The organism is Brevundimonas sp. PWP3-1b1 (assembly GCF_049896065.1).
GTDB classification, from domain to species: Bacteria; Pseudomonadota; Alphaproteobacteria; order Caulobacterales; family Caulobacteraceae; genus Brevundimonas; species Brevundimonas intermedia_B.
This window is the reverse complement of the sequence record NZ_JAFCTO010000002.1, coordinates 311,523-333,402: the sequence shown is the minus strand read 5'-3', so window position 1 is coordinate 333,402 and position 21,880 is coordinate 311,523. Positions and strand designations below refer to the sequence as shown.

The 21,880-nt window shown below is 67.0% G+C and carries 20 protein-coding genes; 17 read left to right on the top strand and 3 right to left on the bottom strand.

Annotation, left to right across the window (positions count from 1 at the left end; genetic code table 11):
* Positions 1-8: 8 nt before the first annotated feature.
* Positions 9-299, bottom strand: coding sequence for a YerC/YecD family TrpR-related protein (locus ACP69V_RS13480; RefSeq protein ID WP_426024327.1), 291 nt, complete (start codon positions 297-299; stop codon positions 9-11).
* Between the two features lie 229 nt (positions 300-528).
* Between ACP69V_RS13480 and ACP69V_RS13475 the strand changes: the two genes are divergently transcribed.
* The 12 genes from ACP69V_RS13475 to ACP69V_RS13420 all read left to right on the top strand — a co-directional run bounded on the left by ACP69V_RS13475 (position 529) and on the right by ACP69V_RS13420 (position 13,909).
* Positions 529-1,734: an NAD(P)/FAD-dependent oxidoreductase gene (locus tag ACP69V_RS13475; protein WP_426024326.1), complete on the top strand. Its 1,206-nt coding sequence runs from the start codon at positions 529-531 to the stop codon at positions 1,732-1,734.
* A 243-nt stretch (positions 1,735-1,977) separates the two neighbouring features.
* Positions 1,978-3,399 carry a circularly permuted type 2 ATP-grasp protein gene (locus ACP69V_RS13470; protein WP_426024325.1) on the top strand — a complete coding sequence of 474 codons (1,422 nt, stop codon included), beginning with the start codon at positions 1,978-1,980 and terminating at the stop codon, positions 3,397-3,399.
* Positions 3,400-3,569: 170 nt separating this feature from the next.
* On the top strand, positions 3,570-4,508 hold the full coding sequence (locus ACP69V_RS13465; protein ID WP_135193667.1) for an alpha-E domain-containing protein: 939 nt from the start codon (positions 3,570-3,572) through the stop codon (positions 4,506-4,508).
* A 1-nt stretch (position 4,509) separates the two neighbouring features.
* A complete protein-coding gene (locus ACP69V_RS13460; RefSeq protein ID WP_409713971.1) occupies positions 4,510-5,349 on the top strand; it encodes a transglutaminase family protein in 840 nt (279 codons plus the stop codon).
* Between the two features lie 64 nt (positions 5,350-5,413).
* Positions 5,414-6,199 (top strand): peptidase, encoded by a 786-nt coding sequence (locus ACP69V_RS13455; RefSeq protein WP_425985383.1) that lies wholly within the window; start codon positions 5,414-5,416, stop codon positions 6,197-6,199.
* A 96-nt stretch (positions 6,200-6,295) separates the two neighbouring features.
* Positions 6,296-8,575, top strand: coding sequence for a TonB-dependent receptor (locus ACP69V_RS13450; protein ID WP_426024324.1), 2,280 nt, complete (start codon positions 6,296-6,298; stop codon positions 8,573-8,575).
* 77 nt (positions 8,576-8,652) lie between these two features.
* A complete protein-coding gene (locus tag ACP69V_RS13445) occupies positions 8,653-9,339 on the top strand; it encodes a Fe2+-dependent dioxygenase (protein ID WP_426024323.1) in 687 nt (228 codons plus the stop codon).
* Between the two features lie 67 nt (positions 9,340-9,406).
* A complete protein-coding gene (locus tag ACP69V_RS13440; RefSeq protein WP_426024322.1) occupies positions 9,407-10,084 on the top strand; it encodes a PepSY-associated TM helix domain-containing protein in 678 nt (225 codons plus the stop codon).
* Positions 10,085-10,095: 11 nt separating this feature from the next.
* Positions 10,096-10,605, top strand: a complete 510-nt coding sequence (locus ACP69V_RS13435; RefSeq protein WP_426024321.1) for a DUF2271 domain-containing protein — start codon at positions 10,096-10,098, stop codon at positions 10,603-10,605.
* Between the two features lie 11 nt (positions 10,606-10,616).
* Positions 10,617-11,417 carry a DUF4198 domain-containing protein gene (locus ACP69V_RS13430; protein ID WP_426024320.1) on the top strand — a complete coding sequence of 267 codons (801 nt, stop codon included), beginning with the start codon at positions 10,617-10,619 and terminating at the stop codon, positions 11,415-11,417.
* Between the two features lie 9 nt (positions 11,418-11,426).
* Entirely contained in the window at positions 11,427-12,536 is a 1,110-nt protein-coding gene (locus ACP69V_RS13425; RefSeq protein WP_426024319.1) for an FAD:protein FMN transferase, read from the top strand.
* Complete coding sequence (locus ACP69V_RS13420; protein WP_426024318.1) at positions 12,533-13,909, top strand: sulfite reductase subunit alpha; 1,377 nt, start codon at positions 12,533-12,535, stop codon at positions 13,907-13,909. Before ACP69V_RS13425 ends, ACP69V_RS13420 begins: the two co-directional genes overlap by 4 nt.
* Here the strand turns inward: ACP69V_RS13420 and ACP69V_RS13415 are convergent.
* Both ACP69V_RS13415 and ACP69V_RS13410 read right to left on the bottom strand, forming a co-directional pair.
* Complete coding sequence (locus ACP69V_RS13415) at positions 13,906-14,361, bottom strand: hypothetical protein (protein WP_426024317.1); 456 nt, start codon at positions 14,359-14,361, stop codon at positions 13,906-13,908. The two genes, ACP69V_RS13420 and ACP69V_RS13415, sit on opposite strands and share 4 nt — an antisense overlap.
* Before the next feature lie 9 nt (positions 14,362-14,370).
* Positions 14,371-15,765 (bottom strand): UDP-N-acetylmuramate--L-alanine ligase, encoded by a 1,395-nt coding sequence (locus ACP69V_RS13410; RefSeq protein ID WP_426024316.1) that lies wholly within the window; start codon positions 15,763-15,765, stop codon positions 14,371-14,373.
* A 68-nt stretch (positions 15,766-15,833) separates the two neighbouring features.
* Between ACP69V_RS13410 and ACP69V_RS13405 the strand changes: the two genes are divergently transcribed.
* The 5 genes from ACP69V_RS13405 (at position 15,834) to ACP69V_RS13385 (ending at position 21,847) form a co-directional block, all read left to right on the top strand.
* Entirely contained in the window at positions 15,834-16,670 is an 837-nt protein-coding gene (locus ACP69V_RS13405; protein WP_426024315.1) for an LD-carboxypeptidase, read from the top strand.
* A gap of 265 nt (positions 16,671-16,935) precedes the next feature.
* Positions 16,936-18,795, top strand: a complete 1,860-nt coding sequence (dnaG, locus tag ACP69V_RS13400) for a DNA primase (protein ID WP_426024314.1) — start codon at positions 16,936-16,938, stop codon at positions 18,793-18,795.
* Positions 18,796-18,870: 75 nt separating this feature from the next.
* Positions 18,871-20,820, top strand: a complete 1,950-nt coding sequence (gene rpoD / locus ACP69V_RS13395) for an RNA polymerase sigma factor RpoD (RefSeq protein WP_426020090.1) — start codon at positions 18,871-18,873, stop codon at positions 20,818-20,820.
* 50 nt (positions 20,821-20,870) lie between these two features.
* The gene (locus tag ACP69V_RS13390; protein WP_346494285.1) at positions 20,871-21,050 is read left to right on the top strand and encodes a DUF2256 domain-containing protein; all 180 of its coding nucleotides are present in this window, start codon (positions 20,871-20,873) and stop codon (positions 21,048-21,050) included.
* A gap of 65 nt (positions 21,051-21,115) precedes the next feature.
* Positions 21,116-21,847, top strand: coding sequence for an extensin family protein (locus ACP69V_RS13385; protein WP_426024313.1), 732 nt, complete (start codon positions 21,116-21,118; stop codon positions 21,845-21,847).
* Positions 21,848-21,880: the final 33 nt, after the last annotated feature.

Sequence of the window (21,880 nt, the reverse complement as noted above, 5' to 3'; positions counted from 1 at the left end):
TCGGATACTCAGTTCGTGTTCTTCAGGCGGTCCAGGGCGAGGCGATAGCCCTGGTGCGGCATGTCTTTCAGATAACGGGCGACGCGGACGACGGTGGTGGGGCTGGCGTGTGCCTCGGCCGCGATCTCGCGATAGGATTTGCCGCCGGCGTCGAGCAGGCGCGCCACCTGCCAGCGCTCGGTGAAGGCGCGCAGTTCCGCCGGGGTGCAGAGGTCGGCGAGGAAGGCGTCGATCTCCGCGCGCGTCTGCATCGACAGCAGGGCGTCATGGAGGGCGTCGCGGGCGGGCGGGGTCGTCATGCGCGTTCCACTATGCTGTAACGGTGGAACGGTCAAGGGGGTGTGCGTCTCCTCCCTGCGAAGCGGGGAGGGGGACCGCGCGTAGCGTGGTGGAGGGGCTCTTGAAGTTCCAAGGGCGCCTGTGATGCGGTAAAGAACCCCTCCGTCACGGCGCAAGCGCCGCGCCACCTCCCCATCGCTTTGCGACGGGGAGGAGACAGGACGGGCGGCGCGCATTATCTCCCGTCTCATGACCAAGATCCTGATCATTGGCGCCGGCCACGCCGGCGGCTCCGTCGCGGCGTTTCTGCGGCAGTACGGCCATGAAGGGCCGATCGTGCTGATCGGCGAAGAGGATGCGCCGCCTTATCAGCGGCCGCCCCTGTCCAAGGCCTGGCTGAAGGGCGAGGCCGATCTGGAGACGCTGCTGCTGCGGCCGCTGAGCTTCTATGAAGAACAGAGGATCGAGTTTCGGCCCTCGACGGTCGCCGTATCGGTGGACCCGGAGGCGAAGACGGTCGCCTTCCACGACGGATTGAGCGAGACCTATGACGTCCTGGTCCTGGCGACCGGGTCGACGGCGCGCAAACTGCCGGTTCCGGGCGGGGACCATCCCGAATTGCTGGAGCTGCGGACGCTGAAGGACGCGGAACGGCTGAAGGCCGTGCTGGGGCCGGGCAAGCGGCTGGCGGTGGTCGGCGGCGGCTATGTGGGGCTGGAGGCGGCGGCGTCCGCCCGTGCCCTGGGCGCCGAGGCGGTGGTGATCGAGCGGATGGACCGGGTGTTGGCGCGGGTGGCGTCGGAGACCCTGTCGGCCTTCTTCACCGCCCAGCATCGGGCGCACGGGGTCGAGATCCTGACCGGGGCCGAGGTGGTCGCAGTCGCGCATGACGGCGTGACCCTGGCGGATGGATCGGTGGTGCGCGCGGACGCGGTGCTGGTTGGCGTCGGGGCGTTGGCGTGCGAAGGCCTGGCGCGGTCGGCGGGCCTGAGATGCGACGACGGGGTGGTGGTGGATGAGCAGGCGCGCACCAGCGACCCAGCCATCTTCGCCGTCGGCGACATGACGCGGCGGCCGATACCGGTTCACGGCGGGATTTCGCATCGGCTGGAGAGCGTGCCCAATGCGTTGGAACAGGCGAAACAGGCGGCGGCGGCCATCGTCGGACGACCGGGGCCGGCGGCCGAGGTTCCGTGGTTCTGGTCCGATCAATATGACTTCAAGCTGCAGATCGCGGGTTTGCCGTTCGACGCGGACCGACAGGTGGTGCGCGGCGATCCGACGGCGGGGGGCTTTGCGGTGTTTCACCTGAACGGCGACCGGGTGGTCTGCGTCGAGGCGGTCAATGCGCCGCCGGAGTTCATGGCGGGCAAGCAGTTGATCGGAAAGGCGACGGCGGTGGATTTGGAAAAGCTGGCCGATCCGGCGATTTCGATGAAGGCCGTGGCGGCCTGATTGTCTCCTCCCCACATCGTGGAGAGAGGGACCGCGCGTAGCGTGGTGGAGGGGCTCTGAAAGTCCCACAGACGCTGGTGATGCGGTGAAGAACCCCTCCGTCACGGCGCGAAGAGCGCCGCGCCACCTCCCCATCGCTTTGCAATGGGGAGGAGACAGGTCCGTCGTCGCCGCAGTGCAACAAAACTGTTGCGCTTTTCGTTTGGGGACGATCAAGCTGCGACTTCAACGCGGCGGGGGCGAATGACGAGAGCTTTCGACGAAATGACCGGCGGCGCATCAGGTGCGATCCGCGACAGCTACAAGACCCTGGCAGCGTGGCTGGAAAACGCGCCGGCCGATCTGCTGCAGGCGCGCTCGCGCCAGGCGGAGCTGTTCTTCCGCCGTATGGGCGTGACCTTCGCCGTCTATGGCGACGAGGAATCCAACGAACGCCTGATCCCCTTCGACGTGGTGCCGCGCATCATCGGGGCGAACGAATGGAGCGGGCTTGAGACCGGGCTGAAGCAGCGGGTCACCGCCATCAACGCCTTCCTGAAAGACATCTACGGCGCCCAGGAATGCATCAAGGCCGGAATCGTCCCGGCCGACCTGATCCTGACCAATCCGCATTATCGGCCCGAGATGCAGGGCCGCCGGCCGCCGGGCGACGTCTGGTGCCATATCTCGGGCGTCGATCTGGTGCGCACGGGCGAGGACGGCTTCTACGTGCTGGAAGACAATTGCCGCACGCCGTCGGGGGTCTCCTACATGCTGGAGAACCGCGAGATGATGATGCGGCTGTTCCCCGATCTGTTCGCGGAACATGCCGTGCGGCCGGTCGAAATCTATACTGACATGCTGCTGCGGTCGTTGCAGGCGTCGGCTCCGGCGGGCGCAGGGGCGGACCCGACCATCGTCGTCCTGACGCCGGGACCGTTCAACTCGGCCTACTATGAGCACAGCTTCCTGGCCGACAAGCTGGGCGTCGAGCTGGTCCAGGGCACGGACCTGTTCGTCAACGACGACACGGTCTTCATGCGCACGACCGAGGGGCCCAAACGGGTCGACGTCATCTATCGCCGCATCGACGACGACTTCATCGATCCGCTGACCTTCATGCCGAACTCGACGGTCGGGGTGCCGGGGCTGATGTCGGCCTATTTCGCCGGACGGGTGACCCTGGCCAATGCGATCGGTACGGGCGTGGCCGACGACAAGGCCGTCTATACCTATATGCCCGAGATCATCCGCTTCTTCACCGGCGAGGACGCGATCCTTCAGAATGTGCCGACGTGGCGTTGCCGCGAGGCGGATGCCTTGAAAGAGGTGCTGGATAAGCTGCCGGAATTGGTGGTCAAGGAAGTGGGCGGATCGGGCGGTTACGGCATGCTGGTCGGGCCGACCTCGACCAAGGCCGAGATCGAGGCCTTCCGCGCCAAGCTGATCGCCGACCCCGACGACTTCATCGCCCAGCCGACGCTGAGCCTGTCGACGGCGCCGACCCTGAACGGCGGGGATCTGTCGCCGCGGCACGTCGATCTGCGGCCGTTCGTCCTGTCCAGCCCGGCCGGGGTGCGCGTCGCGCCCGGCGGCCTGACGCGGGTCGCGCTGAAAGAGGGGTCGCTGGTGGTGAACTCCAGCCAGGGCGGCGGAACCAAAGACACCTGGGTGCTGGATGTTTGAGGCGATCACACTGTCTCCTCCCCGCCATGCGGGGAGGGGGACCGCCGGCGCAGCCGGTGGTGGAGGGGCTCTGGACGCCGCACGGACGCCGGTGATGCGGCAAGAACCCCTCCGTCACGGCGCTGAAGGAGCGCCGCGCCACCTCCCCATGAATGGGGAGGAGACCTGAGATGCTCTCACGCACTGCAGACAGCCTTTACTGGACCGGCCGCTACATGGAGCGGGCGGACTTCCTCGCGCGCATTCTGGAGGCCGCCATTCGCCTGGCCGCCCTGCCGGCCAAGGATCAGGCCACGGTCACGGCCTGGGCGGGCGCCATCGCTTCGTCGGGCGTCAAGAGCGGCTTCGACGCCTCGGGCCGGACCATTTCGGAGAAGTCGGTCCGCGAATATCTGGCCTTCGGCTACGACAACTCGACCTCGATCAAGGCCTGCATCACCAAGGCGCGGACAAATGCGCGCTCGGTGCGAACCGCCCTGACCATCGAACTGTGGGAAGCGATCAACGGCGCCTGGAACGGCCTGAACGAGCTGGGCGAACCGACCAAGCGCGACGATTTCACCAACTTCCTCGACTTCGTGAAATCGACGTCCCTGGCGGTCGAGGGCGCCTCTTCGCGGACCATGTTGCGCAACGACGCCTACTGGTTCCTGCGGCTGGGCATGGCGATCGAGCGGGCCGACAACACCGCGCGCCTGCTGGACGTCAAATACCACCTGCTGCTGCCGCCCGGCGAACGGGTGGGCGGGCAGCTAGACTATTTCCAGTGGACGACGCTGTTGCGCGAGGTCTCGGCCCTGACCGCCTATCGCTGGGTCTATCGCGAGAGCGTGCGACCCTGGCTGGTGGCGGACCTGCTGGTTCTGAACCGCCAGATGCCGCGCTCGCTGGCGTCGTGCCAGGGAATGATCGTCAGCTATCTGGAGCGGCTGGCGACCGACTATGGGCGGCGTGGCCCGGCCCAGCGGCTGGCCTCCAACCGCCTGACCCAGTTCAACGAGGCCAAGATCGAGGACATCTTCCAGTCGGGCCTGCACGAGTACATCCAGGGCTTCCTGAACCAGAACAACGCCCTGGCTGCGGCCGTCCAAGAACAGTATCTGGTCTGACATGCGGATCCGGATCGACCACTCCACCCGCTATGCCTACGCCCGCCCGGCGCGGTTCATCGTGCAGATGCTGCGACTGACGCCGCGTTCTTGCGAGGGCCAGCAGGTGCGCGACTGGCGCATCGAGACCGACGTGGACGCCCGCCTGCGTCGCAGCGAGGACGCCTTCGGCAATGTGGTCCACAGCCTCTATACCGAGCGGCCGACCGACGCCCTGACCATCCGGGTCACGGGCGAGGTGGCGACGGTGAACACGGGCGGCGTGGTGCGAGGCCAGGCCGAGCGGCTGTCGCCCATCGTCTTCCTGCGCGAGACGCCGATGACCAAGCCGGATGCGGCCATCGACGACTTCGCCCGCTCGATCCCGGAAGGCGCGACGCTGGGCCGGATGCACGCCCTGATGGGCGCGCTGAAGCAGGACGTGGCGTTCGAGGTCGGCTCGACCTCGGCCAGCCACACCGCCGCCGAGGCCTTCGCCCAGAAGCGGGGCGTCTGCCAGGACCACGCCCAGATCTTCATCGCGGCGGCGCGCCGGATGGGGGTTCCCGCCCGCTATGTCTCGGGCCACCTCAGCCGTCAGGACGGCCAGCACGACCAGGACGCCGCCCACGCCTGGGCCGAGGCCTGGGTCGAGAACCTGGGCTGGGTCGGGTTCGATCCGGCCAACGGCATCAGCCCGACCGAACACTATGTCCGTGTCGCCGTCGGTCTGGACGCGCGCGGGGCCACGCCGATCCGGGGCACCAGCTATGGCGGGGGGCATGAGACCCTGACGGTCGCCCTGAATGTGCGGCCTGTGCAACAGACCCAACAACAACTGCAGTCGCGCGGATGGCCCTGATAGGCATGTCGCACGAATCTGTTAGCGTCATCGGATTCGCAGCGCGGGGAGCGAATAGAGCGAAGTGACCTATTGCGTAGGCATGCTGGTGGACGAAGGGTTGGCGATGATCGCCGACACGCGCACCAATGCGGGCGTGGACAACATCTCGTCCTACCGCAAGCTGCACATCTACAAGTCGGCGGGCGAGCGGCTGCTGGCGGTCGCGACGGCGGGCAATCTGTCCGTGACCCAGACGGCGCTGGCCATGGCGGCGGCGGGGGTGAAGCTGCCCGACTCGGTCGATCTGGAAACGCTGGAGACCGCCCCGACCTTGTTCCGCGCCGCCCAGATACTGGGACACGCCATGGCCATGGTGCGCGCCACCATCAACACCCCGTGCTCGCCGACGGCCGATGCGCTGAACGTCAACGCCTCCATGCTGCTGGGCGGCCAGATCGCGGGCGGCAAGATGGGGCTGTATCTGATCTACGGTCAGGGCAACTTCATCGAGTGCGGGCCGGACACCCCCTATCTGCAGATCGGCGAGCTGAAATACGGCAAGCCCATTCTGGACCGCGCCCTGCACAGTTCCACCTCGCTGTCGGAGGCGGTGAAGCTCGGCCTGATCTCGTTCGATTCGACCATTCGTTCGAACATCGCCGTTGGGCCGCCGCTGGACCTGATCGTAATGCCGCGCGACCAACTGACGGGGATGGAGCGGCGCATCGACGTCGACGATCCCTATTTCCGCGACCTGGGCCGTCGCTGGTCCGAGGCCCTAGCCTCCGCTCACAAGGCCATGCCCGATCCGACCTGGCTGGACCTGGATAAGACGCCGGCCCCGAGGACGATGACCGTCGTCGGCTGATTAAGATTGCGATTTGTTCGCAATTTCCCTTGTGCGACATATTGAAGCTGGTTATTGCGACCGCATCGCAAAATCAGACCAAAAGGTCGCAACATTATGTCCGACTCCCGCGCCGCCTCCCTCCGTGCGCTCCTGTTCGCATCCAGCGCCGCCGGCATGCTGGTTTCCGCCCCGGCTCTGGCCGCTGACGTGATCGCCGAGGACGGCGTGGTCGTCACGGCGGACCAGCAACAGCCCGCCAACCTGGGCACGATCGACGTCAACGGTCAGCGCGTCAGCCGCGAGCCGCAGTCCTCCAAGTTCGTCGCGCCCCTGGTCGATACGCCGCGCAGCGTCACCATCATCCCCCAACAGGTCATCGAGCAAATTGGCGCGACCTCGTTGCAGGACCTGCTGCGCACCTCGCCGGGCATCACCTTCGGCGCAGGCGAGGGTGGTCAGCCCTTGGCCGACCGTCCGTTCATTCGTGGTCAGTCCTCGGGCAACAACATCTTCGTCGACGGCATCCGGGATTCGGGCGGCCAGCAGCGCGAAGTCTTCAACCTGGAACAGGTCGAGGTCATCAAGGGGCCGGACTCGGCCTATTCTGGTCGGGGTTCCGGCGGCGGTTCGATCAACCTGTCGTCCAAGTCGCCGAAGCTGGTGGACTTCACCAATGTCTCGCTGGGCGGCGGCACGGACAGCTACTGGCGCGGCACGATCGACCAGAACTGGGCCATCAGCGACACCGCCGGCTTCCGCATCAACGTCCTGTCGGCCTCGGGCGATGTGGCGCGCCGCAACGCCGTCGATTACGACAAGCTCGGCGTCGCCGCCTCGTTCGCCGTGGGCATCGACACGGATACGACCGCCACGCTCAGCCTCAACTACCTCGACAGCAATCAGATGCCCGACTACGGCATCCCGCTCTACACCAAGCGGGGCGGCGCGACGGCGCCGCGCGAGAATGCCGAGGGCATTCTGAACGTGCCTTACGACACCTTCTACGGCCTCACTGCGCGCGACTATCTGAACAATACGGTCAAGAGCGCCACCCTGGTGCTGGAGCACCGGCTGACGCAGAACCTGACGCTGCGCAACAGCACCCGCTATGCCGAGACGCTGAACGACTATGTCGTCACCAACCCAGGCGACGGGGGCGCCGCCGTCCTGATCGGCGACACCTGGTGGATGAAGCGGGGCCTGAAGTCGCGCTGGAATCCGGTCGATACGACCGCCAACGTCACCGAACTGTTCGGCACGTTCAACACCGGCGCGATCAAGCATAATTTCAGCGTGGGCGCCGAGTTCAGCCACGAGGTCAACAAGAACGCCTCCTGGACCGTGACGTCCCTTACGGGAACGGCCTGTCCTGCGCCGCTGACCGGCGTGGACTGCACCCCGCTCTACAATCCCAATCCGAACGATCCCTGGACGGGTACGAAGGTTCGCGGCGCCGTCACTTCTAACACGACGGACACCAAGGCCATCTATGGCTTCGACTCCATCGAGATCGGCGACAAGTGGCTGGTCAACCTCGGGCTGCGCTGGGACGACTATTCGGTGGACGGCGTCGCCTCCACCGGTGCGCCGGTCGCCGAAGCGTCGTGGGACTTCGTGAACTATCAGGTTGGCGTCGTGTACAAGCCAACCCGCCAAACCAGCATCTATGCGTCCTACTCGACCTCTTCGACGCCGCCCACGATCAGCGGCGGCGACGGTAACTCAAGCGCCACGCCAGCCCAGGCTGTGCTCGATCCGGAAGATACGACCAGCTATGAGGTGGGCGCCAAGGCCAGCCTGTTCCGCGACCAGCTTCAGTTGAGCGCGGCGGCCTTCCACCTGAGCCGAAAGAACGCCAATGTCGTGGTCGGTCCGGCGCCGACGGATCTGGGTCAGGTCGGCGAAATCCAGGTCGATGGCTTCGAGCTCGGCATCTCCGGCAACATCACGCCCCAGTGGCAGGTGTTCGGCGGCTACACCTATCAGACGAGCGAACTGGTCAAGGGCGCGGTCACCTTCCCCGTCCCGGGAGGCCCCGCTGTGCCCAGCCCGCTGGAGGGACAGGCTCTGGGGAATACGCCCAAGCATAACGTCAGCCTGTTCTCGACCTACAAGATCACGTCGAGACTGACGGCTGGCGGCGGCGTCTATTATGTGTCGCGTTCCAACGGCGGCAATCAGGGCGGCGCCGGTGGCGGCACGAACGCCATCTACGCCCCCGCCTATACCCGCCTCGACGCCTTCGCCTCCTATGACCTGACGGATCGCGCCACCCTGCAACTGAACGTGCAGAACGCGGCGGACGAGGACTACATCATCCGCACCAACGGCGTTCACCACGCCGATCCGGCGCCGGGGCGTTCGGCTATCTTGGCCCTGAACCTGCGCTTCTAAAGGCCGCCTACGCAGCCTATCCTGACGGCCCCGCGATCCCCCGCGGGGCCGTTGCCTTTTTTCCGAGCGAGGCCGTCGTGCTGCTGCAAATCCCGGAAGTCTTCTCCAAGGCCGAGGTCAAGGCCCTGCGCGAGCGGCTGGACGCTGGCCCCTGGGCCGACGGCAATATGACTTCGGGGCATCAGTCGGCGACGGCGAAGAAGAACCTGCAACTGCCCGAGGATTCGGAGGTCGCCGAAGAGGTCTCGGCCCTGGTCGTTCAGGCGTTGAACGCCAATCCGATGTTCGTGGCCGCCGCCCTGCCGCACACGATCTTTCCGCCCCTGTTCAATCGCTACGAGGGCGGGGGCGAGTTCGGCCTGCATGTGGACAACGCCATCCGCCAGGCGCGCGGGGGCGGGGCCTTACGCATTCGCAGCGACCTGTCGGCGACCCTGTTCCTGTCCGAGCCCGAGGATTACGACGGCGGCGAGCTGATCATCGAGGAGATGTACGGGTCGCAGTCGATCAAGCTGCCGGCAGGCGACCTGGTGCTTTATCCGTCCAAGAGCCTGCACAGCGTCACGCCGGTGACGCGCGGCGCGCGGGTGTCGTCCTTCATGTGGATGCAGAGCCTGGTCCGCGACGACGCTGACCGCGAGACGCTGTTTCGCCTGGACATCGCCACCCAGCGGGTCGGACTGGAGAAGGGGCCCAAGGATCAGGCGGTGATCGAACTGACCGGCGTCTATCACAATCTGCTGCGGCGCTGGGCCGAGGTCTGAGGCGCAAGGTGTCGCGGCGCTGCTGAATGCTATTGCAACCCGTTCGCAACAATGGCACAGCGACGGCGTGACCGAACTCGCCACACAGCGTCAGGCCGAAACCGCAGCCAAGGGCCCCAAACCCAAGGCGGCGCTGAACGGCGCGCGGTCGTTCTGGCTGAAGCAGCTTCATAGCTGGCACTGGATTTCGGCGGCGGTCAGCCTGGTGGGCATGATCCTGTTCGCCGTCACCGGCATCACCCTGAACCACGCGGCCTCGATCCCTGGAAATCCGGTGACGGTCGAACAGACCGCGACCCTGCCGGCGCCCCTGCTGGCGCGGCTTGAGGCCTTCCCGCAAGAGACGACCGAATCCGTCCCTGACGCCGTCGCGCGCTGGGCGTCCGAGGCGATGAAGGTCGAGATCGCCGGCAAGCCGACCGAGACGACGCCTGAGGAAGTCTATGTCGCCCTGGCCATGCCGGGCGGCGACGGATGGGTGACCATCGACCGTTCGAACGGCGCTGCCCTGCACGAGAAGACCACCCGTGGCTGGATCGCCTACCTCAACGACCTGCACAAGGGCCGCAACGCCGGCTCGGTCTGGTTCTGGTTCATCGACGTCTTCGCCGTCGCCTGCACCATTTTCGCCCTGACGGGGCTGGGCCTGATGTTCCTGCACGCCAAGGGTCGGCCCTCGACCTGGCCGCTGGCGGCGCTGGGCCTGCTGATCCCCGTCGTCATCGCCCTGATCTTTATTCACTGACGAGTTTTCCGATGCGCCTGCTCCCCATCGTCATCACGACCGTCGGCCTCGCCGCCGCGGCGCCCGCCATGGCCGCCGACCTGACGGTGTCGGTCGAGATTCCGCGCCTGAACACCGCCTCCTATCACCGACCCTATGTCGCCGTGTGGATCGAGAAGCCGGACCAGTCGGCCGAGCGGACCCTGGCCATCTGGTACCAACAGACCCGCAACAACGAGGGCGACGGCAAGGACTGGCTGAAGGATCTGCGCACCTGGTGGCGCAAGGGCGGTCGCGCCATGAGCCTGCCGGCCGACGGCGTGTCGGGCGCCACCCGCGCACCGGGTCGCCAGACCATCACCGTGCCCGCCGCGCGTCTGCGCAACCTGCAACCCGGACAGTACAACATCGTCGTCGAGGCGGCCCGCGAACTGGGCGGCCGCGAGGTCGTGCGCGTGCCCTTCCGCTGGGGCGCCGCCAACACCGGCGCCGGAACCGGCTCCACCGAACTGGGCGCCGTGCGCGTCGCCGTCTCTCGCTAAGGAACAGACCCATGAAGAAGACGATCGCCCTTCTGACTCTCGCCGCCGCTCTGGCCGCCCCCATGGCCGCCCAGGCCCACCGAGCCTGGCTGGCGCCGACCGCCACGACCCTGTCGGGCACGGACGCCTGGGTCGGTTTCGACGCCGGCATGTCGAACCAGGTGTTCAACCCCGATCACGCCGCCATGCGCCTGAACGGCCTGGCCATCACGGCGCCGGACGGTTCGGCGGTTCAGCCCGAAAACGCCATGCAGGGCCGCTATCGCTCGACCTTCGACGCCCACCTGACGCAGAACGGCACCTACAAGATCGCCAATGTCTCTTCCGGCATCATGGCCAGCTATAAGCTGAACGGCGAGCAGAAGCGCTGGCGTGGCGCGGCGGCCGAATATCCGGCGGCCCTGCCGCAGGGCGCGACCGACGTGCAGGCGACCCGCACCGCCAGCCGCATCGAGACCTTCGTCACCCTGAACAACCCGACTGACACGGTCTTCACCAATGCACGGGACGGTCTGGAAATGATTCCGGTCACGCACCCCAATGATCTGGTCGTAGGCGAACCGGCGACCTTCAAACTGTCGAAAGACGGCTTGCCGGCGGCCGGCCTGGAAGTGACGGTGGCGCGTGGCGGCATCCGCTATCGCGACAATCCCGAGGAATCGACGGTGACCACCGGGGCCGATGGCGCCTTCACCGTGACTTGGCCTGAAGCGGGCATGTACTGGCTGAACGCGTCAGTCCGCACCCCGGCTGAAGGCGACACTATCGCTTCGAACGCCTCCTATGTGGCGGTCGTGGAAGTCCTGCCCTAAGCGAAGGGTATGTCAGACACACCCTTCTCGCGCGGTTCCCGCGCCGCCCCGCCCACGGTCAATCTCGGCGACGCCAGCCCCCTGGCGGACCGCGCCGACAACCGGGTTCTGGTGCCCGTCATCGAGGGTGCTCCCCCCCGTCCGCCCAGCGACCTGATCCGCTCGCTGGGCGGAGAGACGATGGGCACGACCTGGAGCGCGCGCGTGATCGCGCCGCCGGGCGTGGGCGAGGCCGCGATCAAGGATGCGATCGAACAGGAACTGGCGGCCGTCGTCGCCCTGTTCAGCCCGTGGGAGCCGTCCAGCGAGATCAGCCGGTTCAATAATGCGCCGGCCGGGTTCTGGGCGGTGTCGCCGCCGTTCTGGGATCTGCTGGATGCGGCGATGACCCTGGGCGACGAGACGAACGGGGCGGTCGATCCGACCCTGGGCGCCCTGGTCGATCTGTGGGGTTTCGGTCCGCCGGGACCACGCTCGGCCCTGCTGCCCGTGCCGTCCGACGAAGAGATAACCGCGGCCATGGCCGTGTCCGGCTGGCAGAAGCTGCGGCTGAATCCCGATGCGCGCGGCGTGATGCAGATGGGCGGGATGAAGCTGGACTTCTCCGGCATCGCCAAGGGCCATGCGGTGGACCGTGTGTCCGACCGGCTGATGGCGATGGGCGCGACCTCCCACCTGATCGAGATCGGCGGCGAGTTGAAGGGGCGCGGCGTCAAGCCGGACGCCCAACCCTGGTGGGTCGAGATCGAACGGGTCGAGGGTTCGCCTGCGCCTCACACCGTGGCGGCCCTGCTCGATTTGGCCGTGGCGACCAGCGGCGATTATCGCCGGGCGTTCCGGCATGACGGCCGGCTGTATCCCCACACGATCGACGGGTCGACCGGCCGTCCGGTCAGCAACAATCTGGGCTCGGTCACGGTGTTGCACGCCTCGGCCATGATGGCCGACGCCTACGCCACGGCGCTGACGGTCATGGGGCCGTTCGAGGGGCCGGAATATGCCGAGGCGCTGGGCCTGATCGCCCACTTCGTCGAGCGCACCGAGCGCGGGCCGGTCGAGCGGATGACGCCGGCCTTCGCCGCCCTGATGGACGACCCCGCCGGAGATCGGCCGGGGTGACAGCCGATCCGCAGCGCTGGCTGTGGGCGGCCGGGGCCTTGGCGCTTTGGCTGGCCCTGATCGCCGTGATCGTCTGGCGCAAACGCCGGGCCAGGGAGGCGGCGCGTGCGCGCTCCGACGCCTTTGCGGGCGCTGGGACCGGGGCGGGCGAGGGCCAGGCGTTGCTGATCGCCTTCGCCAGCCAGACAGGCTTCGCCGAGGAACTGGCCTGGATGACGGCGCGCGCCTTGAGCGACGGCGGCGTGGGCGCGCGGGTGTCGTCCTTCGCCGATCTGGACGTCCAGACCCTGAAGGCGACGGACCGCGTGCTCCTGATCGTCTCCACGACGGGCGAGGGCGATCCCCCCGACAGCGCGGCCCGGTTCGTGCGTAAAGCCATGGGCGAGACGGCGGACCTTTCAGGCCTGCGGTTCGGCCTGCTCGCGCTGGGCGACCGTAGCTACGACCAGTTCTGCGGCTTCGGCCATGCGGTGGACGGCTGGCTCAGGCGGGCGGGCGCCGAACCCCTGTTTGACACGGTCGAGGTGGATAACGGCGAGGCCGGCGCCATCCGCCACTGGCAGCACCAGCTGAACCAGATCACCGGCAGCGTCACCGCCCCCGACTGGACCCCGCCGTCCTATGATCCCTGGCGGTTGGTCGAACGGACCCTGGTCAACCCCGCCAGTCCGGGCGGCGAGGCGTATCATCTGGCGTTCGAATCCGTGGGCGCGGCGCCCGACTGGTCGGCCGGCGACATCGCTGAGATCGGCCTGCCCGAGCGGGACGGCGTCACGCCCGGCTCGCGCGAATATTCCATCGCCTCCCTGCCGTCGGACGGCCGGGTCGAGTTTCTGATCCGTCTGATGCGCCACCCTGACGGCGCGCCCGGCCTGGCCTCAGGCTGGCTGACGCAAGACCTGGCGCTCGGCGGCGAGATCGGTATGCGGCTGCGCACCAACCGCAGCTTCCATGGCCCGACGGACGAGACGCCGATGATCCTGATCGGCAACGGCACGGGGATCGCCGGACTGAGGGCGCACCTGAAGGCGCGGACGGCGGCGGGCGGAGCCTGGCTGCTGTTCGGCGAACGGACGCAGGCGCACGACGCCTTCTTCGATGCGGAGTTGCAGGCCTGGCGGGCGTCGGGCGTGCTGCGCCGGCTGGACCGATGCTTCTCGCGCGATCCGGGCGACGGGCGGTATGTGCAGGATCTGGCGGCGGCGGCGGCGGACGAACTGCGCGACTGGATCGCGCGCGGGGCGGCGATCTACGTCTGCGGCAGCCTGGAGGGGATGTCGCAGGGCGTGCATGCGGCGCTGGAAAATGCGCTGGGCGCGGACGTGGTGCTGACGATGCTCGAAGACGGCCGCTATCGGCGCGACGTCTATTAATCTTCGGCTGATTGGTTTCGATGATTGGGCCGTGCCGCCGCCAGAGCAGCGATGCTGGCGAAGCCGAGGAAAGCCGTGATCGAATATTCTGCATAGAATGGCGCCAGATAGGTGCGCCAGGCCTCGCTGCCGAAGGTAGGCCATGGGTCCACGAATGCGCGAACGAGGCAGTTGTCGACAAAGAGCCAGACGGCAGGAGTGACGATCAAAACTGTAGCCACGACAACGGCGGGAGCCAGCGCAAGGCGTCTTCCAAATAGCCATGCTCCGACGACGACCAGGGTGCCGATCATCCAAGCCGCCAGCATTTCCGGACGACCATAGAGTGGCAGCAACCAAAAGGATCGGGTGAGCGGCAGGCTTGGCCATACTGCCAGAAGCGCGACATAAAGAACGACGGAACAAGCCATTCCGCATACGCCGGTCAAAAAGATCGCGCGCTTTGTCTTCATATTATCGGCTTAACCCAGTCGCCCCAGCAGTTCCGCCGCGAAGGCCGAAAGCGTGTCGTCGCGCGCGCCCATGATGATGATCCGGTCTCCCGGCTGAGCGATCTCCACGATCCGGTCGCCGCAGGCCGCACGCGTCGCAAGCGCCTCGGCCTGACGCCCAGCGGCGCGGACGCCCGAGGCGATGTCCTCGGACCCGACGCTGCGGTCCGTGGTGCCGCCGTAATAGACCGGCTCAGGCATCAGCAGCACGTCGTCCTCGCGCATCAGGCCGGCGAAGCCGTCGATGAACTCCGACTTCATCAGCTTCAGCGGGCCGAACCCGTGGGGCTGGAACAGGATCAGCAGGCGGCCGTCGAAGGCGTGCAGGGTCTTCAGCGTGGCGGCGATCTTGTCGGGGTTATGGGCGAAGTCGTCGATGACGGTGATGTCGCCGGCCGTCCCGACCACCTCCATGCGGCGACGGATGCCGGCGAAGCTTTCCAGCGCCTTGACCGCCTCGCTGGTCGGCACGCCCAGCGCCCTGGTCGCGCCCAACGCCGCCAGGGCGTTGGCGACATTGTGGGCGCCGGGGACGTTCAGCACCACGTCGTGCTCGCTCCAGCCTTCGATCAGGCGGAACTTCATCCCGGCGGGCAGGGGCGTCAGGTCATGGCCGGACAGGTCGGCCTTTTCCTCGCCCAGGCCGAAGGTGATGGCCTTGCCGGCCGGCAGCGTCTGGGCCAAAGCCGCCGTCTCGGGATTGTCCAGGTTCAATACGGCCGTCGTCGCGCGGCCGGTGAAGCCGCCGAACAGGTCGCGCAGCTCCTCCATCGACTTGTGGTCCAGCGAGATGTTGGAGACCACGGCGACCGTCGGATCATAGCCGGCGATGGAGCCGTCGCTCTCGTCCACCTCCGACACGAACAGGTCCGGTCCGCCAATCAGGGCGCTGGCGAACGGATGATCCGCGTCGGCGAAGTTCTTCATCACCGCCCCGTTCATGACGGTGGGTTGGCGGCCCGTCTGATGCAGGATCCAGGCGATCATGCCGGTGATGGTGGACTTGCCGCTGGTGCCCGCCACGCCGACCGAGGTCGGGGCGGCGTTGAAGATTTCGCTGAGCAGCTGGGGCCGGGTCTTGATGGTCGCGCCCGCGCGTTTCGCCGCGCCGATGTCGGGCACCGTCTCCTCGATGGCGCCGGTGGCGATCACCGTCTGATCGGCGCGGGTGACGCCTGACCCGTTCTGGGGGTGCAGGGTGACGCCGTGGGCGCGCAGCCAGTCGAACTTCTCGGGCGTGCGGCCCTGGTCCAGCGCGCGGTCCGAGCCTTCGATCGCGGCGCCGCGCGCCTGAACGATCATCGCCAGGGGCAGCATGCCCGACCCGCCGATGCCGCAGAAGAAATAGGAGGCGTCTTGGTTCATGCCCCCTTAGAACAGGGGATCGGGCCGGTCCGCCAGTGGGGATCGCAAAAACGACGAAGAAGGCGCGCGTGGCCACCAATAGCTTCAAGATCGGCGTGGTCTGCGCCAGTTCGCGGTTTTCGAAGGAACGCGCCGAGGCGGTCGAGGCCTGGATGGCGCAGAACCATCCGGACCGCGACGTGGCGGTGGTGTTTCACCCCGCCTGCTTCCTGAAACACGGCCATTTCGCCGGCGACGACCGGGCGCGGGCCGACGCCTTCGTCGAGTTCGCCAACGACCCGCGCATCGACGCCATCTGGTTCGCACGCGGCGGCTATGGTTCGTGCCGCATCGCCGATGCGGTGATCCCGCGCCTGGACGCCGTGGCGCGCAAGAAGCGCTACATGGGCTATTCCGACGCGGGCAGCCTGCTGGCCGGGATGTACAAGGCCGGGTTCCGGCATCTGGCGCATGGGCCGATGGCCTCGGATTCGGTGCGCGATGACGCGACGGCGCGCGGCGCTCTGTCGTGGCTGACCACCGGACGGACCGACTGGATCGAGCCGTCGCTGGCGACCGATCCGCGACCGGCCGTCGCCTTCAACCTGACCATCCTGAACGAGCTGACCGGCACGGCGCTGGAGCCCGACCTGACCGACCACGTCCTGATGCTGGAGGAGGTTTCGGAGGCGGCCTACCGGATCGACCGGATGATGTTTCATTTGACGAGCCAGGCCAGCATTCGCCGTGTGGCCGGGATTCGCCTGGGACGTGTTTCCGATGTCACGCCAAACGATCCCGATTTCGGCCAGACTCCGGAGGAGATTGTTCGATACTGGTGCCTGAGATCGGGCATAGCCTTCCTCGGAAGCGCCGATATCGGGCACGACGGCGCCAACAAGGTGGTGCCCTTCGGTCGCCCGTGAGGCGAATGGCGCGCGGCGTAAAAGACACAGTCTCGCCACGATCCGCAGACCCGCCGTCGCCGCCCCCTCGACAGCCGAGGCGTCTCAACGTCAGATGCAGGTCCGCGAGGCGTTAGGACTTCGTTAGCCAAGGCGTTGGGGGACGCCAAGGTTTACGCCTTCTGCGATGCGGCGGTTCGTTCGGATATCGGGGGATGCCCGGACGAGCCGCCTGATCGCCCTTCCATCCATCGACGTACAGGCCGCTTGGCCTTAAGGATCGCGGGTGCGTTTTGACGAAAGATTCATCGATGAACTGAAGGCCCGCCTTCGGCCGTCCGACGTGATCGGGCGGACGGTGAAGCTGAAACGTCAGGGGCGCGAATACGTCGGCCTGTCGCCCTTCTCGAAGGAGAAGTCGCCGTCCTTCTTCGTCAACGACGACAAGGGGTTCTTCCACGATTTCTCGTCCGGCAAGCACGGCGACATCATCTCCTTCCTGCAGGAGACGGAGCGGCTCAGCTTCGTCGAGGCGGTGCAGCGGCTCGCCGGCGAGGCGGGCATGCAGCTTCCCGCCGAGGATCCCAAGGAGGCTGAGCGCGAGCAGAAGCGGGCGGGCCTGTCGGACTGGATGGAGCTGGCCCAGAAGTGGTTCGCCGCAAACCTGCGCCGCACGCCGGGCAAGGCGGCGCGCGAATATCTCGAAAAACGCGGCCTGCCCGAAGATCAGTGGGAGCGGTTCGGCCTAGGCTATGCGCCCAACGACCGCGAGGGGCTAAAACAGGCCCTGATCCAGCGCGGCGCCAAGCCCGCCGAACTGGTCGAGGCCGGGATGCTGATCTCGCCGGAAAGCGGCGGCCAGCCCTACGACCGGTTCCGCGACCGGCTGATGTTCCCCATCCTGGACGCGCGGGGACGGATCGTCAGCTTCGGCGGCCGGGCCATGAACCCCGACGACCGAGCCAAATATCTGAACGGCCCGGAGAGCCCTCTCTTTCACAAGGGCGCGACGCTCTACGGCCTGCCCGAGGCGCGGCGGATATTGGGGGCGGAGAGCAAGAACGACCAGGCCATCATCGTGGTCGAAGGATACATGGACGTCATCGCCTGTCAGCGCGCGGGCCTGCCGGCCGTGGCGCCGATGGGCACGGCCCTGACCGAGGAGCAGATGGAACGGCTGTGGCGGGTGTCGTCCGAGCCGGTGCTGTGTTTCGATGGCGATGCGGCCGGCCTGCGCGCCGCCTATCGCGCCATCGAGCGTTCCCTGCCGCTGCTGAAGGCCGGCCGGTCTTTCCGGTTCGCATTGCTGGGCGCGGGACAGGATCCCGACGACATCCTGCGCGACAAGGGCGCGCCGGCCCTGCGCCAGGCCCTGGCCGACACCCACGGTTTCGCCGAGGTGCTGTTCCGCCGCGAGCAGGATCTGGAGCCGCTGGACACGCCGGAACGCAAGGCCGGATTCAAGGCGCGGCTGCGCAACACCGCCTCGGCCATCCAGGACAAGGATTTAGCCGAACAATACCGCCGCGACCTGTTCGACCGCTTCGACGCCCTGTTCCCTCGCAGCCCTCAACGCGCGCCCTGGACGCCGGGGCAAGGCAGGCGCGGTTTCGGCCCGCCGCCCAAGCTGGGTCAGACGGCGGAAGGGGCGCAGGCGATGCAGTCGCTGTTCCGCGCCATCGAGCCGGTGCCTGCCGCCTTGGCGCACGGCGCCATCGACGATCCCGAACGGATGGACGACCATCTGGAAGAAATCGCGGCCCACGGTTTCGGCGACAAGGGGCTGGATGGCCTGGCCCAAGAGCTGGTTCGCCTGCGTCTGTCGGGACATAGCCTTGACTCTGCCTCCCTGCGACGCCATCTGGCGCAATCGGGTCATGATGCCTTAGTGCGCGAGGTCGAGAAGGCGGCGGCAAAGTCCGGCGCGCCTTTCCTGGCCGCAAATGCGCCCCTCGCCGAGGCAAGGGTCCGATGGTCGCAGGCGTTCGACGCTTCAACACGCGTAGCCGCGTTGGAGGACGCCTTGGCTCATGCACGTGATGTGCCTGGGCAGGATGAGGCGTTTCGCCGGCTTAAGGCCGAGCGGGATGCGCTTCGCCGTGCGATCAAAGCCGGGACGATTTGGGAAGACAGCGCGGGCTCGTAACCTTACGGCCCGCCAGGCATTGTATTTTTCGTCGGGGCGGATTGATCACCCCCTCCGGCTGGAGACAGACTGACTATGAACGCACAGACCGAGACGCAGGAAACCGAGGCTTCGACCGATGGGCCCCTGCTCGATCTGACCGACGCCGGCGTCAAGAAGTTCATCAAACAGGCCAAGGCTAGAGGCTATGTGACGATGGAGGAACTGAATAAGGTTCTGCCGTCCGAAGAGGTCACGCCCGACGCCATTGAAGACACCCTGGCCATGTTGTCCGAGATGGGCGTCAACGTCGTCGAGGCCGAGGAGGACGCGCAAGAGCAGCAGTCCACCGACGTCGCCGCCGCCGCCGGCACCGCCGTCGCCGAAGCGCCCGCCAAGGCCGCCTATGACCGCACCGACGATCCAGTGCGGATGTATCTGCGCGAGATGGGCTCGGTCGAACTGCTGAGCCGCGAGGGCGAAATCGCCATCGCCAAGCGGATCGAGGCCGGCCGCGACGCCATGATCTCGGGTCTGTGCGAAAGCGCCCTGACCTTCGAGGCCATCATGGTGTGGCGCGACGAGCTGGAGAACAACCGCATCCTGCTGCGCGAGGTCATCGACCTCGACGCCACCTATGGCGTGCTGAACCCGTCGTCCCTGCCGGGCGCTGTCCAGCCCGAGGCCGAAGAGGCGGAAGAGACCGAGGAAAAACCGGCGGCCGAGGCCAAGCCTGAAACCGACGACGATGATGACGACGACGATTTCGACGACGGCGGCGGCATGTCGATCTCGGCGCTGGAAGCCGAGCTTCGCGACGGGGTGATGGAGGTCCTGAACCTGATCGCCGCCGACTTCGGCGCGTTCCGGGCGTTGCAGGACAAGCTGGTCCAGACCCGCCTGAAGGGCGAGGTGCTGAGCGCCAAGGACGAGAAGGCCTATCGCGCCCTGACGCTGTCCATCTCGGACCGTCTGAAGACGATGAAGCTGAACAACAACCGCATCGAGGCCCTGGTCGAGCAGCTTTATGCGATCAACAAGCGCCTGATCGGTCTGGAAGGCCGCCTGCTGCGCCTGGCCGACAGCTACGGCATCTCGCGGCCTGAGTTCCTGAAGGCCTATTTCGGCGCCGAACTGGACCCGACCTGGACCGAGCGGATCAAAGAGCAGGGCGTGCGCTGGACCAAGTTCAGCGACAATGAAGCCAGCCAGATCGCCACCATTCGCGCCGACGTCGCCGCCGTGGCCCTGGAAGCCGGCCTGCCGATCGACGACTATCGCCGCATCGTTCAGACGGTTCAGAAGGGCGAGCGCGAAGCCCGCCAGGCCAAGAAGGAAATGGTCGAGGCCAACCTGCGCCTCGTCATCTCCATCGCCAAGAAATACACCAACCGCGGCCTGCAGTTCCTGGACCTGATCCAGGAGGGCAACATCGGCCTGATGAAGGCGGTCGACAAGTTCGAGTACCGCCGCGGCTACAAGTTCTCGACCTACGCCACCTGGTGGATTCGTCAGGCGATCACCCGCTCGATCGCCGACCAGGCGCGGACCATCCGCATCCCGGTCCACATGATCGAGACGATCAACAAGATCGTGAGGACATCACGCCAGATGCTGCACGAGATCGGCCGCGAGCCGACCCCGGAAGAGCTGGCCGAGAAGCTGGCCATGCCGCTGGAGAAGGTGCGCAAGGTCCTGAAGATCGCTAAGGAGCCGATCAGCCTCGAAACGCCCATCGGGGACGAGGAAGACAGCCACCTGGGCGACTTCATCGAAGACAAGAACGCCGTCCTGCCCATCGATGCGGCCATCCAGTCGAACCTGCGCGAGACCACCACCCGCGTGCTGGCCTCGCTGACGCCGCGCGAGGAGCGGGTGCTGCGCATGCGCTTCGGCATCGGCATGAACACCGACCATACGCTGGAAGAAGTCGGCCAGCAGTTCTCGGTCACCCGCGAACGGATCCGCCAGATCGAGGCCAAGGCGCTTCGCAAGCTGAAGCACCCGAGCCGGTCGCGCAAACTACGGTCCTTCCTGGACAGCTGATATGATCAGGGGCGGCTCCGACGGGGCCGCCCTTTTTCTTGGCAGGCGACATGGGTCGAAAGCACGTCAATCTCGGCACGGCGCCCGCCAAGGCAGATCTGCCGCAGAAAGTCTGCGCCGCCTGCGGCCTGTCGTTCGCGTGGCGCAAGAAGTGGGCGCGGGACTGGGCGCAGGTGCGGTTCTGCTCGGACAGGTGCCGGGCAAAGGGTGCGGCGGAAAACCCGCGGTAGATGGCTCTCCGCCTCGTGACCGCGCGCGATCAGGGAATCAGATAAGCGTCCTGGCGATGTTTGCCGTGTCCCGCGCCTCACCCTTCCTGATCGCCCTCAGCGTCGTGCTGATCCTGAGCGGCTGCGTGCGGCGACCGCCCGAGCCGTTGCGGCCGTCACCCTATCCGTCGCGCACCGAGGCGCCCCTGGTGGGGGGGCTGGTGGATCGGGCCATCGATGGGGGCACGCAAGGCGCGGTGGTGCGCGAGGGGCGAGATTTGGGCAGGTGTCTGGCAGAGCTGAACGCCGCGCGGGTGCGCTTCAGCCCCGTGCCGGATCGTCAGAACACCGCAACCTGCGGCCTGAGCCAGGGCGGAGTGCTGGGCGCCGACATGGGCACGGTGGCGCGGTTGGCGCCCGGCGATGCGGAGATGACGTGCCAGACCGCGCTGGCCCTGAGCATCTGGCGTCGGCAGTCGCTGGAGCCGGCGGCACGCGAGATCCTGGGCTCGGACGTAGTCCAGATCGACCACATGGGCGCCTATGCCTGTCGCAACGTGAACAACGGGGTCGGATCGAACCGGATCAGCGCCCATTCCCAGGCGGCGGCGCTGGACTTCGCCGGGGTGCGGCTGAGGGACGGGCGGCGGATCACGGTGACCAATGGCTGGAACGGCGACACGGCCGAGGCGCGGTTCCTGCGCCGCATCCGCGACGACGCCTGCCGCATCTTCGGCACGACGCTGAGCCCCGACTACAACGCCGTTCACTATGACCACCTGCACCTGGAGGCGACGGACACGCGGTTCTGCCGCTAACGCAACGGTTTCGCCTGAGGCGGATTACGCCCC

Coding starts and splice junctions, on each gene's coding strand:
- ACP69V_RS13470 (WP_426024325.1), top strand. CDS start 1,978: ATGACGAGAGCTTTCGACGAAATGACCGGCGGCGCATCAGGTGCGATC.
- ACP69V_RS13415 (WP_426024317.1), bottom strand. CDS start 14,361: ATGAAGACAAAGCGCGCGATCTTTTTGACCGGCGTATGCGGAATGGCT.
- ACP69V_RS13450 (WP_426024324.1), top strand. CDS start 6,296: ATGTCCGACTCCCGCGCCGCCTCCCTCCGTGCGCTCCTGTTCGCATCC.
- ACP69V_RS13460 (WP_409713971.1), top strand. CDS start 4,510: ATGCGGATCCGGATCGACCACTCCACCCGCTATGCCTACGCCCGCCCG.
- ACP69V_RS13430 (WP_426024320.1), top strand. CDS start 10,617: ATGAAGAAGACGATCGCCCTTCTGACTCTCGCCGCCGCTCTGGCCGCC.
- ACP69V_RS13425 (WP_426024319.1), top strand. CDS start 11,427: ATGTCAGACACACCCTTCTCGCGCGGTTCCCGCGCCGCCCCGCCCACG.
- ACP69V_RS13435 (WP_426024321.1), top strand. CDS start 10,096: ATGCGCCTGCTCCCCATCGTCATCACGACCGTCGGCCTCGCCGCCGCG.
- ACP69V_RS13480 (WP_426024327.1), bottom strand. CDS start 299: ATGACGACCCCGCCCGCCCGCGACGCCCTCCATGACGCCCTGCTGTCG.
- ACP69V_RS13475 (WP_426024326.1), top strand. CDS start 529: ATGACCAAGATCCTGATCATTGGCGCCGGCCACGCCGGCGGCTCCGTC.
- ACP69V_RS13410 (WP_426024316.1), bottom strand. CDS start 15,765: ATGAACCAAGACGCCTCCTATTTCTTCTGCGGCATCGGCGGGTCGGGC.
- rpoD (WP_426020090.1), top strand. CDS start 18,871: ATGAACGCACAGACCGAGACGCAGGAAACCGAGGCTTCGACCGATGGG.
- ACP69V_RS13390 (WP_346494285.1), top strand. CDS start 20,871: ATGGGTCGAAAGCACGTCAATCTCGGCACGGCGCCCGCCAAGGCAGAT.
- ACP69V_RS13465 (WP_135193667.1), top strand. CDS start 3,570: ATGCTCTCACGCACTGCAGACAGCCTTTACTGGACCGGCCGCTACATG.